An 18547-nucleotide genomic window follows, 5' to 3' on the forward strand; every position below is an offset into this window, starting at 1 on the left:
TGCCCATGTTCCCCGAGCATTCTTGTTATGTTGAATTGTTTTCCGGTGGTGCAGCATTATTCTTTATGCGCCCGATTCCTGCAAAAGTTGAGGTGCTCAACGATATCAACGGACAGCTTATCAATCTCTATCGTGTGGTACAACACCATTTCGACGAGTTCGTCCGTCAGTTCGAGTGGACGCTGACCAGCCGCGAGACATTCTCCTGCCTGCAAAACACGCCGCCCGAATGCATGACAGATATTCAACGTGCCGCTCGTTTCTTCTACCTTCAACACAACGCCTTCGGCGGCAAAACCGTCCATCAGCATTTTGGTACAGCTACCACGTCAAAAGCATGGGATGCATCTCAGATTGAGGTTAAATTAAAGGCTGCTAAAGACCGTTTAAAAGGTGTTTATATAGAGAATGAATCATGGGATCGTTGCTTCAAACGATATGACCGTGAGCACACCTTCTTCTATGCAGCCCCACCATATTGGCAGACCGCAGGCTATGACCAATCATTTGGCTGGGAGCAGTATGAATTACTGGCCAAGGTAATGGCAGAGAGTAAGGGTAAGGTCATGCTATCCATTAATGACCACCCTGATATCAGGGAATTGTTTAAAGATTTCCGTATCACTCAACTTGAATTGGCTTATACGGTCGGAAGAAATAAAACTGGTAAAGCCAGTGGAGAGTTGGTCGTATGTAATTGGTAAAATAAAAAGCGACGGTATCGTCGCTTTTGTTTTCATTTCTGAATTGCAATTTATTTGGCACAGTCGATATTTTTAAAAGTGTCAAAATTTCCGCGAAACTATGACAAATCCGCCGCGACCTTACAATAGCCTTCCGCATCGGTACGGGTATGTTGTTTGTAACCGAGTTTGTAGAGGCCGTTTTTCTTTGTTCAGCGGGCATCTTTATCTTTACTCGGTGTGGTTTGACCGCTGACTTGTCCTTCTTCATCGACTTCTATGGCCTGGCGCTGTTTGCTGCCGGCGGTCTGAATAATGGTGGCATCAACGACGGCGGCGGATGCTTTCTCTACTTTTAGGCCTTTTTTGGTCAATTGTCGGTTAATCAGTTCCAACAGTTCGGACGGGGTGTCGTCTTGCGCCAGCCAGTTGCGGTAGCGGCATAAGGTGCTGTAATCGGGGATGCTTAGTTCGTCAAAGCGGCAAAACAGGTTGAAATCGATGCGGGTGATGAGGCTGTGTTCGAGTTCGGGATCGGAGAGGCTGTGCCATTGTCCGAGCAGGATGGCTTTAAACATGGATAGCAGTGGATAGGCGGGACGGCCGCGGTGGTCTCGGAGGTAACGGGTTCTTTGACGATTCAGGTACTGTTCGATCGGCTGCCAATCAATCACTTGATCCAACTTCAATAGTGGGAAACGGTCGATGTGTTTGGCAATCATGGCTTGGGCGGTTTGCTGAAAGAAGGTGCTCATGAGAAATCCCCTAAATGTCTTGGTGGGAATTTAGGGGATTTTGGGGAATTTTGCAAAGGTCTCAGCCTGTCTGTTGACCTTATTGTAATCTAGCAATAAGGATAGATAGCTTAAAGGCCGTCTGAAACCGATTGGTTTCAGACGGCCTTTTTCATATGTCAATGCTTAAATTAATTTTCGTTGAGGGTAGAGAATAGAATAAAAAAAGAGCCTGCATAAAACAGGCTCTTTTTCATACTAATCCGAAGATTAGAATTTGTGACGCAGGCCAACCAAACCAGAGATGGTTTCAACTTTGTGAGGACCAGACTCAGCACCACGCAACCAGCCGGCAGAAACCAAAGCAGTAGTGCGTTTAGAGAAGTCGTAGTCAGCACCAACGATAACTTGGTCGTATTGAGTGCCTTTCAGTTTTTCGCCGTCAACTTTAGCTTTGAAGCCGTGAGCGTAAGAAACGCGAGGAGTTACGTTACCAGCGCGGTAAGCGGCAGTAGCAGCAACTTCGATAGTTTCAGCAGGACGGCTGTCCAAGCCAGCAGCAGTACCGAATACTACGTTAGAAGCGTTAGTACCGGCAGCACGCATAGCAGAAGTTACAACACCGTTAGATTGGGCTTGAGCGTAATCACCCAAAGTTTCCCAGTTTTTAGCGTATTGACCAGCTACAGATACGAACAGGTTGTTAGCATCATAACCACCTACCAAGCGGTGTACGTGACCGTCTTTTTCAGAAACGGCGTTTTTACGGAAACCACCGGCGTATTGACCGAAGAAGCCAGAGTTTTCGTAGTTCAGGCCAGCGTAGTAAGTGTCACGGGTAGCGTCGTTGTGAGTGTATTTGTCAGAAGGGTTAGCATTGTCACGAGGAGTATATTGTACGCTTGCGCTGAAACCTGAGAATACAGGGCTGTCGTAACGTACAGAAACTGCACGTTCGTCAACACGAGTAAATACAGACATATTCAAAGCGCCGTTGCTGCTTTCCCATTGGTCAACATTGTCACTAGTATTTTTAACAGTAGAGTCCAGTTTACCAGCACGAACTTTACCGAAGCCACCTTCCAAACCGATGAAAGATTCGCGAGAAGCCCACTCTTTGTCGCCACCGGCGATAGAAGTGTTTTGTTCAACTTGCCAGATGGCATTCAGGTTGTTACCCAAGTGTTCGTGGCCTTTAAAGCCGATACGTGAGCCGAAGTCAGCGATTTCAGTAGCAGTTTTAGAGCTTTTCTCGTGACCCAGTTTAGCAGCAGTTTGTTCACCCAATTTTACTTTGGATACTTCAACACCGGCTTTAATTTGACCGTACAAAGTTACGTCAGCCATAGCTGCAACAGGCAGAGCCGCCAGAGTCAAGGCAATCAGAGATTTTTTCATTGCTGTTTTCCTTTTTTAAGTGTGAAGAAGCGAGCATTCGTTCTTCTTATTACGATATCGTTCTCTTTCAACGATTCCATGACCATAATATAAAGGTTATGGCCTAGGAAAACAAATTTTCCTCTTGTTTTGAGTGATTTTTGCAGGGAAACGTTGTTTTTTACAGACAGGGTGGAAGCATAAGGCGGTCTTTTATTTTGGTAATGTGTTTTTCTAAAAGGGAATTTCGGGATAGCTATAAAATATGGGGTATAAAATTAGGTTGTGAATATTGTTTATCGTGTTTTCAGACGGCCTTGGTAATTGGAATTTATCGTGTACTGGGTTTGCAAATATATAAAAAACCTGCCTGATTGCTCGGGCAGGTTTTATTTGATCGAAAGACAGATTAGTTTTTGTCTTGGTCAACCAGTTTGTTTTTGGCAATCCAAGGCATCATAGAACGCAGTTGAGCGCCGACTTTTTCAATTTGGTGATCAGCGGTCAGACGGCGACGTGCTGTCATGCTGGCATAGTTGACGGCACCTTCTTGGATGAACATTTTAGCGTATTCGCCGGTTTGGATGCGTTTGAGGGCATTGCGCATGGCTTCGCGGGATTTGTCGTTGATGACTTCGACGCCGGTTACGTATTCGCCGTACTCTGCATTGTTGGAAATGGAGTAGTTCATGTTGGCGATGCCGCCTTCGTAAATCAGGTCAACAATGAGCTTCATTTCGTGCAGGCATTCGAAGTAGGCCATTTCTGGGGCGTAGCCTGCTTCAGTCAGGGTTTCGAAGCCGGTTTTGATCAATTCAACCACGCCGCCGCACAATACGGCTTGTTCGCCGAAGAGGTCGGTTTCGGTTTCTTCGCGGAAGTTGGTTTCAATCACGCCGCCTTTGGTACCGCCGTTGGCTGCGGCGTAAGACAGGGCGATGTCACGTGCTTTGCCGCTTTTATCTTGGTAAACGGCGATCAGGGAAGGTACGCCGCCGCCTTTCAGGAATTCGCTGCGTACGGTGTGGCCTGGGCCTTTAGGGGCAACCATGATAACGTCGAGGTCGGCGCGGGGTACGATTTGGTTGTAGTGTACGTTGAAGCCGTGAGCGAACGCCAATACTGCGCCTTCTTTCAAGTTAGGCTCGATTTCGTTTTTGTATACGATAGGTTGGTTTTCGTCAGGCAACAGAATCATTACAACGTCGGCTGCTTTGGTTGCTTCAGCAACAGTGCGCACGTCGTGGCCGGCTGCTTCGGCTTTTTTCCAAGAGCCGCCTTGGCGCAGACCGATTACGACATTTACGCCGGAATCTTTCAGGTTTGCTGCGTGTGCGTGACCTTGTGAACCGTAACCGATGATGGCAACGGTTTTGCCTTTGATCAGAGAGAGGTCAGCGTCTTTATCGTAATAAACTTGCATTTTATTTCCTTAGTGTAAGAGGGTTCCGGATAATCCGGGTTGAGTTAAAAGTAATAGGGGTTAAGCGGGGACTTGGTTCATCAAGACGATTTCCAGTGTTTCGGTTTTTCCTTCGATGGATTTGACGAAGTTTTGGAAATGTTCGCTGGCATTGTGTTCGTCAATAGCTGCTTGGGATTTCCAGCTTTCTACGAATACGAAACGGTTGGGTTTGCCGATTTCTTGGTGCAGGTCGTAGCTGATGTTGCCTTCTTCTGCACGGCTGGCTTTAACCAATTCTTTAAACTGGGCAGCCAGAGCCTCGGTGTATTCGGGTTTGACGGTAACTAATGCAACGATTTGGATGCTTGACATGTTTGTCTCCTACTGTTTTTCAGACGGCCTTTATAGAAAGTAAAAGGCCGTCTGAACGATACAGCGTCAAATTTTCAAAATACGCTCGCCACGACCGATGCCGGCTGCGCCTGTGCGGACGGTTTCCAAAATTTGAGCACGGCCGACTGTTTCGAGGAAAGAGTCGAGTTTTTCGGTAGAGCCTGTGATTTCGATGGTATAGCTGCGGTCTGTTACATCAATAACGCTGCCGCGGTAGATTTCGGTCAATCGCAGGAATTCATCGCGGTCTTTGCCGACGGCGCGGACTTTTACCAACATCAGTTCGCGTTCGACAAAACGGCTTTCGTTCAAGTCAACCACTTTGACAACTTCAATCAGTTTGTTGAGTTGTTTGGTGATTTGCTCGATGACGTGCTCATCGCCGTGGGTAACAATGGTCATACGGGACAAGGTTTTGTCTTCGGTTGGGGCTACGGCCAGGGAGTCGATGTTGTAATCGCGTGCGGAGAACAAACCTACCACACGGCTCATCGCACCTGATTCGTTTTCCATCAGAATAGATAAGATATGTCGCATTTCTTTCTCCTTACGCTTTTGCAATATCGCGCATATGCGGCGGCAGAACCATTTCATCCAAACCTTTGCCGTTGCCGACCATAGGCAGTACGTTTTGTTTCTTGTCTGTCAAAAAGTCGAGGAATACCAAACGGTCTTTTTGGTTTAATGCTTCCAACAAGGCGCCTTCGACGTCGGATTTCTTGTCCACACGGATGCCGATATGGCCGTAGGATTCGGCCAGTTTGACAAAGTCGGGCAATGAATCGAAATAGGTTTCCGATTCGCGGTTGCCATAATACAGCTCCTGCCATTGGCGAACCATACCCAAATAGCCATTGTTTAATGTAACGACATTGATGGGGACATTATATTGGAAGCAGGTGGACAGCTCTTGGATATTCATTTGAATAGAGCCCTCGCCTGTGATACAGAAGACGTCTTGTTCCGGAGCCGCCAGTTTGGCACCGAGGGCGTAAGGCAGGCCTACACCCATCGTACCCAGACCGCCGGAATTGAGCCATTGGCGGGGACGCTCGAATGGATAATATTGAGCGGCAAACATTTGGTGTTGGCCAACGTCGGAAGTAATAATGGCTGAGTTTTTGGTAATTTCTGCCAGTTTTTGAACAACGTATTGCGGTTTAATGATTTCGCTGTCGTTTTCAAACCACAGGCAGTTGTGCGAACGCCATTCTTCGATGGTTTTCCACCATTTGTCCAATGAGTCGGCTGAAGGCGCAGTTTCTTGTTTGCCCCACAGATGAATTATTTCGGTCAATACGTTTTTGACATCGCCGACAATCGGAATGTCCACTTTAACGCGTTTGGCAATGCTGGACGGGTCGATGTCGATATGGATGATTTTTTTGGGTTTGTCCAAGAATTTTGACGGTACGGAAACAACGCGGTCGTCAAAGCGCGCGCCGATTGCCAAAACGACGTCTGCATTTTGCATCGCCAAATTGGCCTCGTAGGTACCGTGCATGCCCAACATGCCCAAGAATTGGCGGTCGCTGGAAGGGTAAGCACCCAAACCCATTAATGTGCCGGTACAGGGTACGCCGGTCATGCGGATAAATTGGGTCATTTCCTCGGAGGCATTGCCCAATACCACGCCGCCGCCGAAGTAAACGATGGGGCGTTTGGCAGAAGCCAGCATTTGTACGGCTTTTTTAATTTGGCCGATGTGACCTTGTACAACCGGTTGGTAGGAGCGGATAAAGATGTCTTCTTGTGGATAGCTGAATTTGGCCATCGCTTGAGTAACATCTTTAGGAATATCGACGACAACGGGGCCCGGACGGCCGCTGGCGGCAATTTGGAAGGCTTTTTTAATCGTATCAGCCAGCTCGCCAATATTGGTAACCAGGAAGTTGTGTTTGACACAAGGGCGGGTAATGCCGACCGTATCCACTTCTTGGAACGCATCTGTACCGATGAGGGAATTGCCCACTTGGCCGCTGATGATGACCAGGGGGATGGAATCGCTGTACGCGGTAGCAATGCCGGTCAATGCGTTGGTTACGCCCGGGCCGGAAGTTACCAAGGCCACGCCGACTTTGCCGCTGACGCGGGCATAGGCATCTGCCGCATGTACGGCTGCCTGCTCATGGCGGGTCAGAATGTGCTTGAATTTGTTGAGTTGGAAAATGGCATCGTAGATTTCGATAACCGCACCACCGGGATAGCCGAATACGTATTCAACACCTTCGGCTTTGAGACTTTGCACGACGATTTGTGCGCCTGATAATTGCATATTGACCTCTTTTATGCGGTTTCTAACCAATAGGAACAATCCGCCTCACCACAGCACCTGTAATGCAATTCCATCAAGCAGCGATTTAGGGTACGCGCATTGAGGGAATACGGCGACAGTCAGACTGTCCAAACAATTGGAAAGGAACACAGAGTTTGTGAAAAAGAGTAGAAAAGATAACGCAAACCGACTGTTCAATCAAGATAAAATCTTTCATCTTTTAACATTTGAAACGGGAAAATAGATTGAAGGTTGATTTTAAAGAAATAAAAAAACTGTTTTATTGATCTTGATGTGGATGGATTGTTGACAGTTTGAGTAAGGAGAAGGTTTTTGCAAATGAAAAATAGCAAAAAACCTCTTGACTGAATCAAGAGGTTTTTTAAATTTGGTGCCCAGGGTCGGACTCGAACCGACACACCTTGCGGCGGGGGATTTTGAGTCCCCTGCGTCTACCAATTTCGCCACCTGGGCTAGCGAAGAAGTCGTCATTATAGCGAGTTCTCGAATCTTGTAAAGCAGTAATTGAAAAAAAATCGGATTATTTTTATATTTGTTTGATTTTTAATGAATTAAACTTTTTGTGTTTGATGGTTATCTAAATGGGAGGCAGATTTTTAAAACAAAAAAAGCAGTATTTATCTGCAAAAAGGGCTACATTTAATGTGTTAAACGCGTTAATATGAAGATGTTTTGTTTTTATATCGGCCGGGCGGTTGTTTGGCCTCACTTATTTGAAACGGTTTTGGAGAAAATTTATGCTTTCCGTCACACGAACTTTCTTACTCAGTGCTTTTGCATTGGCTGCTCTGGCTGCTTGTCAGCCTAAAGAGGAGGCCAAGGAGGCTTCTTCGACACCTGCCGCTTCTGCTGCGCCTGCTGCTTCCGGTGAGTCAGCACCCAAAGTGCAAGCGCGTGGTACCGATATGCGCAAAGAAGACATTGGCGGCGACTTTACATTGACCGATGGCGACGGCAAACCTTTCAGCCTGAGCGATTTGAAAGGCAAAGTGGTCATCCTGTCTTTCGGTTATACCCACTGTCCTGACGTATGCCCAACCGAGTTGCTGACTTACAGCGATACTTTGAAACAATTAGGCGATCAGGCTAAAGACGTGAAAGTGGTATTTGTCAGCATCGACCCTGAGCGCGATACGCCTGAAGTAATCGGCAAATACGCAAAACAGTTCAACCCTGATTTTATCGGCCTGACGGCTACCGGCGATCAAAGCCTGCCTGTCATCAAACAGCAATACCGTGTGGTATCGGCTAAAGTCAACCAAAAAGAAGACAGCGAAAACTATTTGGTTGACCACTCTTCAGGTGCATATTTGATTGATAAAAACGGCGAAGTGGCGATTTTCTCGCCTTACGGCAGCGAGCCGGAAACGATTGCAGCTGATGTGAAAACTTTATTGTAAAACCGTAGTTGGGGCCGTCTGAAATGGGTTGTGGATTTCAGACGGCCTTCTTGCTTTTGATACGGCAAAGGAAAAGAAAAATGACCGACACACTTTTAACGATTGCTTTATCCAAGGGGCGAATTTTTGAGGAAACCCTGCCGCTGTTGGCTGCTGCAGGTATTGTGCCTGCGGAAGAGCCGGAAAAATCGCGCAAGCTGATTATTGGTACGAATCATGACAATATCCGTTTGGTAATTGTACGTGCGACCGACGTGCCGACTTATGTGCAATATGGTGCGGCGGATTTCGGTATTGCCGGTAAGGACGTGCTGATCGAGCATGGCGGAGATGGCCTGTATCAACCTTTGGATTTGCACATTGCCTCATGCCGCATGATGGTTGCGGTTAAAAAAGGTTTTGATTACGCCGCTGCATCCAAACCCGGCAGCCGCTTGCGGATTGCCACCAAATATCCCGACATTGCCGCCGAACACTTTGCCGACAAGGGTGTGCATGTGGATATCATCAAACTGTACGGCTCGATGGAGCTTGCGCCTTTGGTCGGTCTGAGCGACGCGATTGTCGATTTGGTTTCCAGCGGCAATACATTGAAGGCCAATGGTTTGGAAGCTGTGGAACATGTGGCTGATATTTCCAGCCGCTTGGTGGTCAACAAGGCGGCGTTGAAAACCAAATATGCGCTGTTGAATCCGATTATTCAGGCATTTGAAAATGCCGCTAAGGCCGTCTGAAAAGTTTTTGGCAAAAGTTGTCTGCCAACCCAGTTTGAAAGCCCTGTCATGATGCAAAGCAAACCGACACTCGATACGATTCTTTCCCATCGTTCCATCCGCAGGTTTACTTTCGAACCGATTGCCGATGAAATCCTCAATACGCTGGTTCGCGCCGGACAACAGGCCTCAACTTCTAACAATCTGCAATGCGTTTCTATAATCCGTGTCTCCGACCTTGTGCTGAGGCAGGAAATACATGAAGCGGCAGGAAGTGCGCCTTATATTGTCCATTGTGCAGAATTTTTATTGTTTTGCATCGATTTTTCCAAACACAAGGCAATGTTTCCCGATGCGCAAATTGATTGGGCGGAAGTAACCCTGATTGGCGCGGTCGATGCAGGCATTATGGCGCAAAACGTATTGCTTGCCGCCGAATCACTTGGGCTGGGTGGCGTGTATATCGGTGCGCTGCGTAATAATGCACAAAAAGTATCGGACGTATTGAACCTGCCGGATTATTGCGTGCCTTTGGTGGGGCTGTGCCTCGGTTATCCTGACCAAGACCCACCGCTCAAGCCGCGCCTGCCTAAGGAAATGGTGTATGCCGAAAACGCCTGTCCGAGCCTGAATGCCGAGGCGGTTGAAGCTTATAATCAGGCAGTGGCGGATTATTATGAGTTGCGCAAGGGCAGTCCTATACCTTGGAAGGAATCGCTGGCCAAAACCTTGGGTAATCCTGTGCGGCCGCATATGTTGGCGTTTTTGCAGAAAAAAGGCTTTTTGAAAAGATAATGTTCAGACGGCCTGTGTGTGGCTGGTGCCGTCTGAAAACAATAGGAACGAAACAAGGAAGAGAGCAAACCATGAAGAAACTCGACACCCAATCCCCTGATTTTCAAGCCGAACTCAAAGCACTGCTTGCTTTTGAAACCGCGCAAAACCCTGAAATTGACCGTATTGTTGCCGACATCTGCGCCGATGTTCAAAAACGCGGCAATGCGGCGCTGATTGAATATACCAACCGCTTTGACGGCACATCCGCTCAAATCATCGATGATTTAATCCTGACGCAAGACGATTTGCAGTCTGCGTTTGAGCGTTTGCCCGAAAACATTCAGACGGCCTTGAAAACGGCTGCGAGACGGGTGGAAAGCTACCATAAACACCAAAAAATGGAGTCGTGGACTTACGAAGACGAAGACGGCACGCTTTTGGGTCAACAGATTACACCGCTTGACCGTGTCGGTATTTATGTTCCGGGCGGTAAAGCCGCTTATCCGAGTTCCGTCATCATGAACGCCATGCCTGCCCACGTTGCCGGCGTGAAAGAAATCATCATGGTCGTTCCCACTCCGAAAGGCGAGCGCAACGATATCGTGTTGGCGGCTGCTTTTGTGGCCGGTGTAACCAAAGTATTTACGGTCGGCGGCGCGCAGGCGGTTGCGGCTTTGGCTTATGGTACGGAATCTGTGCCTCAGGTCGATAAGATTACCGGCCCGGGCAATGCTTTTGTCGCTGCGGCCAAACGACGCGTGTTCGGCGTGGTCGGTATCGATATGGTGGCAGGGCCGTCTGAAATTTTGGTGATTGCCGATGGTACGACGCCTGCCGATTGGGTGGCCATGGATTTGTTCAGTCAGGCAGAACACGATGAAATTGCACAAGCGATTTTGATCGGTACTTCTCAAGCGTATTTGGACGAAGTTCAGACGGCCATGAACCGTTTGATCGAAACCATGCCGCGCCGTGCGATTATTGAAGCTTCATTGGGCAACCGCGGTGCAATGATTTTGGCTAAAGATTTGGACGAAGCCTGTGAAATCGCCAACTATATTTCTCCCGAACACTTGGAATTGTCGGTCGAAAATCCGCAAGAGTGGGCGAAAAAAATCCGCCATGCCGGCGCTATTTTCATGGGACGCTATACCAGTGAAAGCCTTGGCGACTATTGCGCAGGCCCCAACCACGTTTTGCCGACCAGCCGCACGGCGCGTTTCTCTTCTCCTTTGGGAACATATGATTTCCAAAAACGCTCCAGTCTGATTCAGGTTTCAGAACAAGGTGCGCAGAAGTTGGGCAAAACCGCCAGCGTGTTGGCGCATGGCGAAAGCTTGACCGCGCACGCCAGAGCGGCTGAGTTCCGTTTGAAAGACTGAGTGAAACGTTGGTTAAAGTCGTAAGAAATCAAAAAAAGGGCATCTTAACAGATGCCCTTTTTATTGTGATGAAGGTTTGGTCGATAAGGCATCAGGCCGTCTGAAAACAGGGTTAACGGTTTTTCAGCCAGTCATTACGCATTTGTGCGGCTTCTTCAAAATAGCGGTAAAGCTCGGTTTTGTTGCCTTCTGAAAGGAGTTGTTCCAATTTGGATAATTGTTCTTTCAAGTCGCCGGTCAGTTTGAGCAGGGCAGGGCGGTTGGCCATGCAGATGTCTGTCCAAACGGCAGGGTGGCTGGAAGCAATGCGGGTAAAGTCGCGAAAGCCGGTGGCGGCATAGGGGAGGTAGTCTTTGCCGTGCGGATGGTCGAACAAAGCGTGGACATAGGCAAAGGCGGTCAAGTGCGGCAAGTGGGAAACAGCGGCAAAAATATTGTCGTGTTCTTCGGCGCTCATGGTGAAAATCTGCGAACCAACCGCCTGCCACAGGCTTTTCAACCGTCTTAGGCCGTCTGAAGCCTCGTGGCCGTGCAAGGTAATAATCAGGCGGCTGTTTTGAAACAAACCGCAACGCGCGGATTTTGCGCCGCTTTGATCCGAACCGGCAATCGGGTGGGCGGCAAAACATTGCGGCAGGCGCTCGGACAAGTGGGTGCGGAAGGCATTTAGTGCCGATTGTTTGGTGCTGCCGACATCGGAAACGCAGGCCGTTTCTTTTAAGAAAGGCTTGATGTCGCGGCATACGTCAGGCAGGACGGAGACTGGTGTGGCAATCAAAACCAAATCGGCATTGCCGATGCTTTCGGCGCAAATATTCGGATAGGCATGGTCGATGATGCCACATTCGAGTGCGTAATTTAGGTTGTCGGCATTGGTGTCGATGCCGGTAACGGTTTGCACCAGTCCCAAGCGTTTGAGGTCGAGCATGAACGAACCGCCGATTAAACCGACGCCGATAAGGGTGATATGGGGAAAAAAGGCGGAAGTGTTCATGGTTTGAATCCGGTTTAAGTGGAAAAGCTTATTTTAATCCGTTATGGAGGCCGTCTGAAAGTTGTCATCAAGGTTTCAGACGGCCTTTTTTATGGTCGAATTTTCATGATTTAGGCATAGAAAACTCCGTTTAGTAGGAGCATGTAACCGATTATCAGATTTTCATACACTAAAATAATCATCTGAATTAGTATAACGTCTTAAAGTAAGTAATTGGTATCTTAAAGTAAATTATTACATCATATTTTATTTTGATTGATATCGAATAAAATAATTCACTCAGAAAGAAGGAATTTATGAGTTTTTCACAAACCGAATTAGTCAACGCAATGCGTTTGCTTTCTACCCGTCTGCCGCAGTTTCCGGAGCAGCAAAACCAAGTATCCCGCATGTTGCGCATTGTAACCGAACGTTTGAGTAGCCATTTGAACGAAAACCTGAAAGCGTTCGGCATCAATGAAAACCTGTGGTTTTCCCTGATGGCGGTTTACGTCAGCCCAAACAGCGAAATCCTGCCTTCGCGCTTGAGCGACTTGATGGACTTGACGCGCACCAGTGCAACACGCCTGTCGGACGACATGGTTGAGCGCGGCTGGGTAGAGCGTTATATCAATCAGAAAGACCGCCGTCAGATTGTGCTAAAATTGACCCCTTCGGGTGAGACCTTCATCCACGAAGTATGGCCGCAAATTGCCCGTCAGAGCGGCCAGGCGTGGGAAGATTTCACGAAAGAGGATTATGATACGCTGCAACACCTGTTGGGTAAACTGTTGAACCGTTTGGGCAATTGACAACAGACGGCCTGATGGTCTGCGGCAGGCACACATAAACGGAGTCTGTATGAAATTAGGTTTGGTCAAATCAAGCGTATGCGTTGCCGCTGTTTCGTTGTTGGCGGCGTGTGCGCCGTTCGGCAAACAGTCGCCTTTGGATGAGACAACAGCCTATCCGCTGCCGCAAGGCCAATCTGCCGCTACTGCCCAAGACGGCTGGTGGATGAAGCTGAAAGATAAAAAATTAAACAATTTGATTGCTTCCGCCATTCAGACGTCTACCAATCTGCGTGTCGTCAAGGCAAGGTTTGAGCAGGCTCAGGCGCAGCTGGGCGTTGTAGGAGCCGCAAACAAACCGCAAGTCGGCTTGGGTGTAACCGGTATCGGTACCTATGTTTCACCCAAACCTCAAGCCGGTATGGTCGATACTGACCATACATTGGTTTTGGCGCACGCAGCCTTACAAGGCAGTTTGGTTTTCGACTTTTGGGGTAAAAACCGAGAGCAGATTCAAGCTGTTTTAGGAAAAAGCAGGGCTGCGGTGTATGAAGCTCATCATATCCGCACCGAGTTGGCTCACGCCGTTGCCGCCCAATATTTTGCGTGGCAGATGGCGACAGAACAATTGGCTTTGTTGGATACGCGTATAGAGCTGGCGGATAAAGCATTGAAACTGATGCAACAACGCGTTAAAGCGCAGCTGGCTCCTGCCGATGCCTTGCACGCTCTGGAAATGGCGCAACAGCAATTACAGCTTGAAAAATCGGCATGGACTCAGAAAAATGAGAAAATCCGCAACAGTCTGGCTGTATTGACCGGCCGTGTACCGGGTGTATTAAATGGACAGATTCCGGAAAAAATGGCGGCTGTGCCGTCATCGCCGGTTAGCCGTATTGAGGCGGATTTGCTGGCGGCCCGCCCCGATATCGCGGCGCAAAAAGCCTTGCTTGAGGAGAAATGGCATATCGTCAAATCGACCGAAGCAGAGTTTTACCCGAATATCGAATTAAAAGTTTTGGCAGGGATGACGCACATTGATGCGTTCAATCTGATTCGCGGACGGACATCCGGTATGTTGGGCATTGTTCCGGCTTTGAATCTGCCATTGTTTACTTCCGGCGCGCTGCAGTCCAAATTGGCGGGCAAACGCGCCCAATATAACGAGCAGGTTGCCGTGTATGACCAAACCGTTTTGAACGCCATGCGTTCGGCGGCAGATGCTGTAGTCGACTATCAAAGCCTGAAAAGCCGACAAGATACTTGGAATAAGATGGTCAATATTGCCGATAAATCTGTGCAAAATGCGAAAGGACGTGTTCGTGCAGGTTTGGATAACGGCTTGACCGCTTTGCAAAAACAAGACGAAGCTGCGCGTACAAAAATGTCGGCGGTTCAATACCATGCAGAATATCTGACAGCTTGGAGTAACCTCAATGCCCAGTTGGGTGGAGGCTTTAAATTAAATAAGAAATAAACGTTTTATTAAAACGTAGGCCGTCTGAAAGTGATTTCAGACGGCCTTTTGCTTACCTTATTTACATTTGCTACCGGAAGAAATTATTGTAATGAATAGAGTGTAACTATAAAATATGACCCTTTAGCGCGTTAAACGCTCGTATTGGGGCTGATGGTATAAGTCAGCTACCCAGCAAGACAATAATATCGTTATCACATGTGCAGAATTAAAGTTAGGACTTATGGATACTCAATCGGAAAAAAATAATGTCCAAAAAGAACCGGAAGTAGTCGCTTCCGGCGCTAAAACGCATCGCAAACGCAATTTGGTTATCGTTACACTCCTATTCCTTATTGCGGCAGCAGGAGTCGCTTTGGCGTATTTCCTGTTTTGGCAGCATGAAGAAGAAACGGAAGATGCTTATGTGGCCGGTCATTTGGTGATGATTACGCCGCAGGTGAACGGCACGGTGCGCAAAGTCATGTATGACGATACGGATGTCGTGAAAAAAGGCGATGTGTTGGTGGCTTTGGACGATAGCGATTTTCAGCTGGCATACGATCGCGCACAAAATGAATTGATTCAGGCCATCCGTCAAAACAAACAGCAAACTGCGGTCAATTCAAAAGCCAAAGCGCAAGTGTTGTTGCGCAAAGCCGATTTGGCCCGTGCGCAAGCCGATTTGCGCCGCCGCGAATCTTTGGCGGGTACGGAAGCGGTTTCCGGAGAAGAACTCAGCCATGCCCGTGCCGCTGTGGTTCAGGCTCAGGCTGCATTGAAAGCGGTTGAGGCGGAAGAAGTTTCCGCTCAGGCAGCGTTGGGCAGCAATATTCCTCTGCGCCAACAACCGGCAGTTCAGACGGCCATCAGCCACATCAAAGACGCTTGGCTGAATTTGCAACGTACGCAAATCCGTTCGCCGATTAGCGGCCAAATTGCCAAACGTAATGTCCAAGTCGGCCAACGTATCGTACAAGGTACGCCGATGATGGCTGTTGTGCCTCTGTCTGAATTGTGGGTGGATGCCAACTTTAAAGAATCGCAACTGCGCAAAATGAAAATCGGCCAGCCTGTTGAAATGACAGCCGATTTGTACGGCAGCAAAGTGGTTTACCATGGCAAGGTAATGGGCTTGTCAGCCGGTACGGGCAGCGCGTTCTCATTACTGCCGGCACAAAACGCAACGGGCAACTGGATTAAAGTTGTGCAACGTGTGCCGGTGCGTATCAGTTTGGATGCCAAAGAATTGCAACAAAATCCGCTCCGTGTTGGTTTGTCGATGACTGTTAAAGTCGATATTGCCGAGAAGGGCAGCGGTAAAGCCATGACTGCCGAAGCGGAACAAAATACTGCCTTGCCGGAAACGGAAAGTGTGGATTGGAAAGCCGCCGATGCTTTAGTCGATAAAATCTTCGAGCAATACGCAAAATAATCTTTTCAGACGGCCTGAGTCTTTTATTGAAGGCTCAGGCCGTCTGAAATATTGATTCTCTTCAATCGACCGCTTTGGCGGTTGTCTTATAGTTTAAAAATATGAATTATCCGCCGTTACAAGGGTTTAAGCTGGTGTTGGCAACTTTGGCGCTCAGCTTGGCCGTATTTATGGAAGTCTTGGACAGCACCATCGCCAACGTCGCTGTGCCTGTTATTGCAGGGGATTTAGGTGCGGCTACCACGCAGGGGACTTGGGTGATTACCTCATTTGCCGTAGCCAATGCCATTTCCGTTCCCTTGACAGGTTTTTTGGCCAAGCGGTTTGGCGAGGTCAAAATCTTTATCGCCGCTGTGATCGGGTTTGTCGTAACGTCATGGCTGTGCGGTATGGCACATAATCTTCAAGCCTTGGTTTTTTTCCGTGTATTGCAAGGTTTCATTGCCGGGCCATTGATTCCCTTGTCCCAAAGCCTGTTGATGGCTTCTTATCCGCCTGAAAAACGAACATTGGCACTGGCCTTATGGGCAATGACCGTCGTTGTTGCTCCTGTATTGGGACCGATTCTAGGCGGTTGGATTTCGGACAACTGGCATTGGGGATGGATTTTCTTTATCAATATCCCAATCGGGATTTTATCCGCCTCCATTGCTTGGAAACAGCTTAGACACAGGGAAACCGAAATCGTCAGGGCGCCAATCGATTATGTCGGGCTGGTGTTGATGATTGTCGGTGTCGGCGCATTGCAAATGATGCTTGATAGGGGCAAGGAATTGGACTGGTTTGCCTCAGGAGAGATTATCGTTTTGGGCGTTACCGCTTTGGTGTTCCTGACATATTTTATTGTTTGGGAGCTGGGCGAGAAATACCCGATTGTCGATTTGTCATTGTTTAAAAATAGAAACTTTACGATAGGTGTTGTTGCGACATCCTTGGGCTTCATGGTTTATATGGGTACATTGACCCTGTTGCCTTTAGTGTTGCAATCAAATCTTGGCTATACCGCTACTTGGGCAGGTTTGGCTGCTGCACCGGTGGGCTTCCTGCCGATTATTTTATCGCCGATTATCGGTAAGTTTGGTAATCGCGTCGATATGCGTCTGTTTGTCAGTGCCAGCTTCTTGGTGTTTGCCTACACATTCCATTGGCGAACCGATTTCTATGCCGGAATGGATATGAGCAACGTTGTTTGGCCGCAGTTTTGGCAGGGTTTAGGCGTAGCCATGTTCTTCCTGCCTTTGACCAGTATTACCTTGTCGCATATGAAGGGCAACCAAATTGCCTCGGCCAGTAGCTTGTCTAATTTCTTGCGTGTCTTTATGGGTGGTGTCGGAGTATCTGTTGTCAGCACCATGTGGGAACGACGCGAAGCTCTACACCATACTCAACTGACCGAACATGTTAACTTGTTGTCCTCAATCAGTAACCAATCTATTCAAGGCATGATGGCCAATGGCCTGAGCAAAGAGCAAGCCCTGGCTGCGATAAATAGTACTATTTCCCAACAAGGCTTTATTATTGGTTCAAATGAAATCTTCTTGGCAGGCAGTATCATATTCATCAGTATGATCCCCATTATTTGGTTGGCAAGACCTCCGTTTAGCGGTTCCGGCGGGGGAGGGCATTAGATAAAAGGCCGTCTGAATTTCAGACGGCCTTTTATCTATATATTATTTAAGACTCAATAGTAGATCCCTAAATGCATTTGGATCTTTAATAAACGTCATTTCTCCTGATTGAGGGAAATGGAAATCAAGCAGGCGCGATACCCAGAAACGAATACATCCGGCTCTTTGTGCAGTAGGGAAATATGCACGTTCTTCATCAGATAATGGACGTACACTTTCATAGCCATGGAGAAAAGCATCATAAAGGACAGGGTCTAATTTGTTATCAGCTGTTCGTGCCCAATCGTTAACCGCAATTGCCAGGTCGTACATGAAATTACCGTTGCACGCATAATAGAAATCGATAAAACCGGAAACTTCATCTCCGTTAAGCAATACATTATCCTTAAATAAATCGGCATGGATAATACCGGAAGGTAAGTGCTCTCCTAGATTTTTATCTAAAGCAGTAATTTCAGATTGAAGCAGTTTGGCATCTTCGCTATCTAAAACCGGGAGCAACTGGGTGCAGGCATCATGCCACCAGCCATCATAACGGGGATTTTTCATTTTTAAAGGAAAATCTTGGCCGGCTAAATGCATTTTGGCCAACATCGCACCAGTGTGGAAACATTGTGCCTCAGTCGGCCAGCCGGTATCGGAGCCATTCAAACAAGTTACCAAGCAAGCAGGTTTTCCGGCTAACATAGAATGCAGTCCGCCATCTTTACGAGCAATCGGAGCGGCGCAGGCAACGCCATTTTGGCTCAAGTGTTGGTTTAGCTCTAAAAAGAAAGGTAGTTCCTCTGATTTTAAAACCTCAAAAACAGTCAACACATAACGACCGGTTGAGGTAGTCAGAAAATAATTACTGTTAGTAATTCCTTGAGCAATCCCCTGCAAAGAGACAAAATCTCCCAAATCATATTGCAGCAAGAAATCGCGCATTTGAGCGTCGGAAACACTGGTATAGACAGACATAGCAAACTCGAAGCTGATATAAAGGATCAAAGAAACATCATACCAAAAAACAAGCAGCAACAATATAAATTAAAGCGAAGGTCAAATTCAAAAGGCCGTCTGAGACCAAAATTTCAGACGGCCTTTAGTTTGTATTTTTTTGTA

16 protein-coding genes, 1 tRNA gene and 1 pseudogene are annotated in these 18547 nt (G+C 47.8%); 9 read left to right on the plus strand and 9 right to left on the minus strand.

Going from position 1 to position 18547, the window contains the following annotated elements; all coding sequences use genetic code 11:
• The coding region (locus tag HMPREF2871_RS11150) for a DNA adenine methylase (RefSeq protein ID WP_070647873.1) at positions 1–704 on the plus strand (704 nt) is incomplete at its 5' end.
• 125 nt (positions 705–829) lie between these two features.
• On the opposite strand, the pseudogene HMPREF2871_RS11155 reads toward HMPREF2871_RS11150, so the two are convergent.
• From HMPREF2871_RS11155 to HMPREF2871_RS11185, 7 genes and pseudogenes are all read right to left on the minus strand, one after another.
• Positions 830–1438 (minus strand): annotated as a pseudogene (locus HMPREF2871_RS11155) (transposase); the annotation flags it as partial.
• Between the two features lie 249 nt (positions 1439–1687).
• The gene (gene porB, locus HMPREF2871_RS11160) at positions 1688–2815 is read right to left on the minus strand and encodes a trimeric porin PorB (protein WP_004521028.1); all 1128 of its coding nucleotides are present in this window, start codon (positions 2813–2815) and stop codon (positions 1688–1690) included.
• A 388-nt stretch (positions 2816–3203) separates the two neighbouring features.
• Positions 3204–4217 carry a ketol-acid reductoisomerase gene (gene ilvC, locus HMPREF2871_RS11165; protein WP_004521030.1) on the minus strand — a complete coding sequence of 338 codons (1014 nt, stop codon included), beginning with the start codon at positions 4215–4217 and terminating at the stop codon, positions 3204–3206.
• A gap of 60 nt (positions 4218–4277) precedes the next feature.
• Positions 4278–4571, minus strand: a complete 294-nt coding sequence (locus HMPREF2871_RS11170) for a putative quinol monooxygenase (protein WP_004521031.1) — start codon at positions 4569–4571, stop codon at positions 4278–4280.
• A gap of 66 nt (positions 4572–4637) precedes the next feature.
• Positions 4638–5129 carry an acetolactate synthase small subunit gene (gene ilvN, locus HMPREF2871_RS11175; protein ID WP_003748480.1) on the minus strand — a complete coding sequence of 164 codons (492 nt, stop codon included), beginning with the start codon at positions 5127–5129 and terminating at the stop codon, positions 4638–4640.
• Positions 5130–5139: 10 nt separating this feature from the next.
• Positions 5140–6867, minus strand: a complete 1728-nt coding sequence (ilvB, locus tag HMPREF2871_RS11180) for a biosynthetic-type acetolactate synthase large subunit (protein WP_004521033.1) — start codon at positions 6865–6867, stop codon at positions 5140–5142.
• Between the two features lie 389 nt (positions 6868–7256).
• A tRNA-Leu gene (locus HMPREF2871_RS11185) sits at positions 7257–7341 on the minus strand.
• Between the two features lie 284 nt (positions 7342–7625).
• Here HMPREF2871_RS11185 and HMPREF2871_RS11190 point away from each other — a divergent pair.
• From HMPREF2871_RS11190 to hisD, 4 genes are all read left to right on the plus strand, one after another.
• On the plus strand, positions 7626–8288 hold the full coding sequence (locus HMPREF2871_RS11190) for an SCO family protein (RefSeq protein ID WP_003680035.1): 663 nt from the start codon (positions 7626–7628) through the stop codon (positions 8286–8288).
• Positions 8289–8368: 80 nt separating this feature from the next.
• Positions 8369–9022, plus strand: coding sequence for an ATP phosphoribosyltransferase (gene hisG / locus HMPREF2871_RS11195; protein WP_036473098.1), 654 nt, complete (start codon positions 8369–8371; stop codon positions 9020–9022).
• 48 nt (positions 9023–9070) lie between these two features.
• Entirely contained in the window at positions 9071–9796 is a 726-nt protein-coding gene (nfsA, locus tag HMPREF2871_RS11200) for an oxygen-insensitive NADPH nitroreductase (RefSeq protein ID WP_004521037.1), read from the plus strand.
• 71 nt (positions 9797–9867) lie between these two features.
• On the plus strand, positions 9868–11160 hold the full coding sequence (gene hisD, locus HMPREF2871_RS11205; RefSeq protein WP_039862559.1) for a histidinol dehydrogenase: 1293 nt from the start codon (positions 9868–9870) through the stop codon (positions 11158–11160).
• Positions 11161–11272: 112 nt separating this feature from the next.
• On the opposite strand, the gene HMPREF2871_RS11210 is transcribed toward hisD, so the two are convergent.
• A complete protein-coding gene (locus HMPREF2871_RS11210; protein WP_004521039.1) occupies positions 11273–12154 on the minus strand; it encodes a prephenate dehydrogenase in 882 nt (293 codons plus the stop codon).
• 296 nt (positions 12155–12450) lie between these two features.
• Between HMPREF2871_RS11210 and HMPREF2871_RS11215 the strand changes: the two genes are divergently transcribed.
• The 4 genes from HMPREF2871_RS11215 (at position 12451) to HMPREF2871_RS11230 (ending at position 17443) form a co-directional block, all read left to right on the plus strand.
• The gene (locus HMPREF2871_RS11215; RefSeq protein WP_004521040.1) at positions 12451–12945 is read left to right on the plus strand and encodes a MarR family transcriptional regulator; all 495 of its coding nucleotides are present in this window, start codon (positions 12451–12453) and stop codon (positions 12943–12945) included.
• Positions 12946–12994: 49 nt separating this feature from the next.
• On the plus strand, positions 12995–14401 hold the full coding sequence (locus tag HMPREF2871_RS11220) for an efflux transporter outer membrane subunit (protein WP_004521041.1): 1407 nt from the start codon (positions 12995–12997) through the stop codon (positions 14399–14401).
• 223 nt (positions 14402–14624) lie between these two features.
• Positions 14625–15815, plus strand: coding sequence for an HlyD/EmrA/EmrK family protein (locus HMPREF2871_RS11225; RefSeq protein ID WP_004521042.1), 1191 nt, complete (start codon positions 14625–14627; stop codon positions 15813–15815).
• Between the two features lie 101 nt (positions 15816–15916).
• Positions 15917–17443: a DHA2 family efflux MFS transporter permease subunit gene (locus tag HMPREF2871_RS11230; RefSeq protein WP_004521043.1), complete on the plus strand. Its 1527-nt coding sequence runs from the start codon at positions 15917–15919 to the stop codon at positions 17441–17443.
• Positions 17444–17485: 42 nt separating this feature from the next.
• Here the strand turns inward: HMPREF2871_RS11230 and thrB are convergent, their stop codons facing one another.
• Complete coding sequence (gene thrB / locus HMPREF2871_RS11235; RefSeq protein WP_039862560.1) at positions 17486–18403, minus strand: homoserine kinase; 918 nt, start codon at positions 18401–18403, stop codon at positions 17486–17488.
• Between the last annotated feature and the right edge of the window lie 144 nt (positions 18404–18547).

Source organism: Neisseria sp. HMSC067G12, assembly GCF_001812725.1.
In the GTDB taxonomy this organism is placed as follows: domain Bacteria; phylum Pseudomonadota; class Gammaproteobacteria; order Burkholderiales; family Neisseriaceae; genus Neisseria; species Neisseria perflava.

What these genes read in the sequence shown, in the direction of transcription:
- HMPREF2871_RS11190 (WP_003680035.1), top strand. Translation starts at nt 7,626, where the DNA reads ATGCTTTCCGTCACACGAACTTTCTTACTCAGTGCTTTTGCATTGGCT.
- HMPREF2871_RS11230 (WP_004521043.1), top strand. Translation starts at nt 15,917, where the DNA reads ATGAATTATCCGCCGTTACAAGGGTTTAAGCTGGTGTTGGCAACTTTG.
- HMPREF2871_RS11215 (WP_004521040.1), top strand. Translation starts at nt 12,451, where the DNA reads ATGAGTTTTTCACAAACCGAATTAGTCAACGCAATGCGTTTGCTTTCT.
- ilvC (WP_004521030.1), bottom strand. Translation starts at nt 4,217, where the DNA reads ATGCAAGTTTATTACGATAAAGACGCTGACCTCTCTCTGATCAAAGGC.
- ilvN (WP_003748480.1), bottom strand. Translation starts at nt 5,129, where the DNA reads ATGCGACATATCTTATCTATTCTGATGGAAAACGAATCAGGTGCGATG.
- hisD (WP_039862559.1), top strand. Translation starts at nt 9,868, where the DNA reads ATGAAGAAACTCGACACCCAATCCCCTGATTTTCAAGCCGAACTCAAA.
- porB (WP_004521028.1), bottom strand. Translation starts at nt 2,815, where the DNA reads ATGAAAAAATCTCTGATTGCCTTGACTCTGGCGGCTCTGCCTGTTGCA.
- hisG (WP_036473098.1), top strand. Translation starts at nt 8,369, where the DNA reads ATGACCGACACACTTTTAACGATTGCTTTATCCAAGGGGCGAATTTTT.
- nfsA (WP_004521037.1), top strand. Translation starts at nt 9,071, where the DNA reads ATGATGCAAAGCAAACCGACACTCGATACGATTCTTTCCCATCGTTCC.
- ilvB (WP_004521033.1), bottom strand. Translation starts at nt 6,867, where the DNA reads ATGCAATTATCAGGCGCACAAATCGTCGTGCAAAGTCTCAAAGCCGAA.
- HMPREF2871_RS11220 (WP_004521041.1), top strand. Translation starts at nt 12,995, where the DNA reads ATGAAATTAGGTTTGGTCAAATCAAGCGTATGCGTTGCCGCTGTTTCG.
- thrB (WP_039862560.1), bottom strand. Translation starts at nt 18,403, where the DNA reads ATGTCTGTCTATACCAGTGTTTCCGACGCTCAAATGCGCGATTTCTTG.
- HMPREF2871_RS11170 (WP_004521031.1), bottom strand. Translation starts at nt 4,571, where the DNA reads ATGTCAAGCATCCAAATCGTTGCATTAGTTACCGTCAAACCCGAATAC.
- HMPREF2871_RS11210 (WP_004521039.1), bottom strand. Translation starts at nt 12,154, where the DNA reads ATGAACACTTCCGCCTTTTTTCCCCATATCACCCTTATCGGCGTCGGT.
- HMPREF2871_RS11225 (WP_004521042.1), top strand. Translation starts at nt 14,625, where the DNA reads ATGGATACTCAATCGGAAAAAAATAATGTCCAAAAAGAACCGGAAGTA.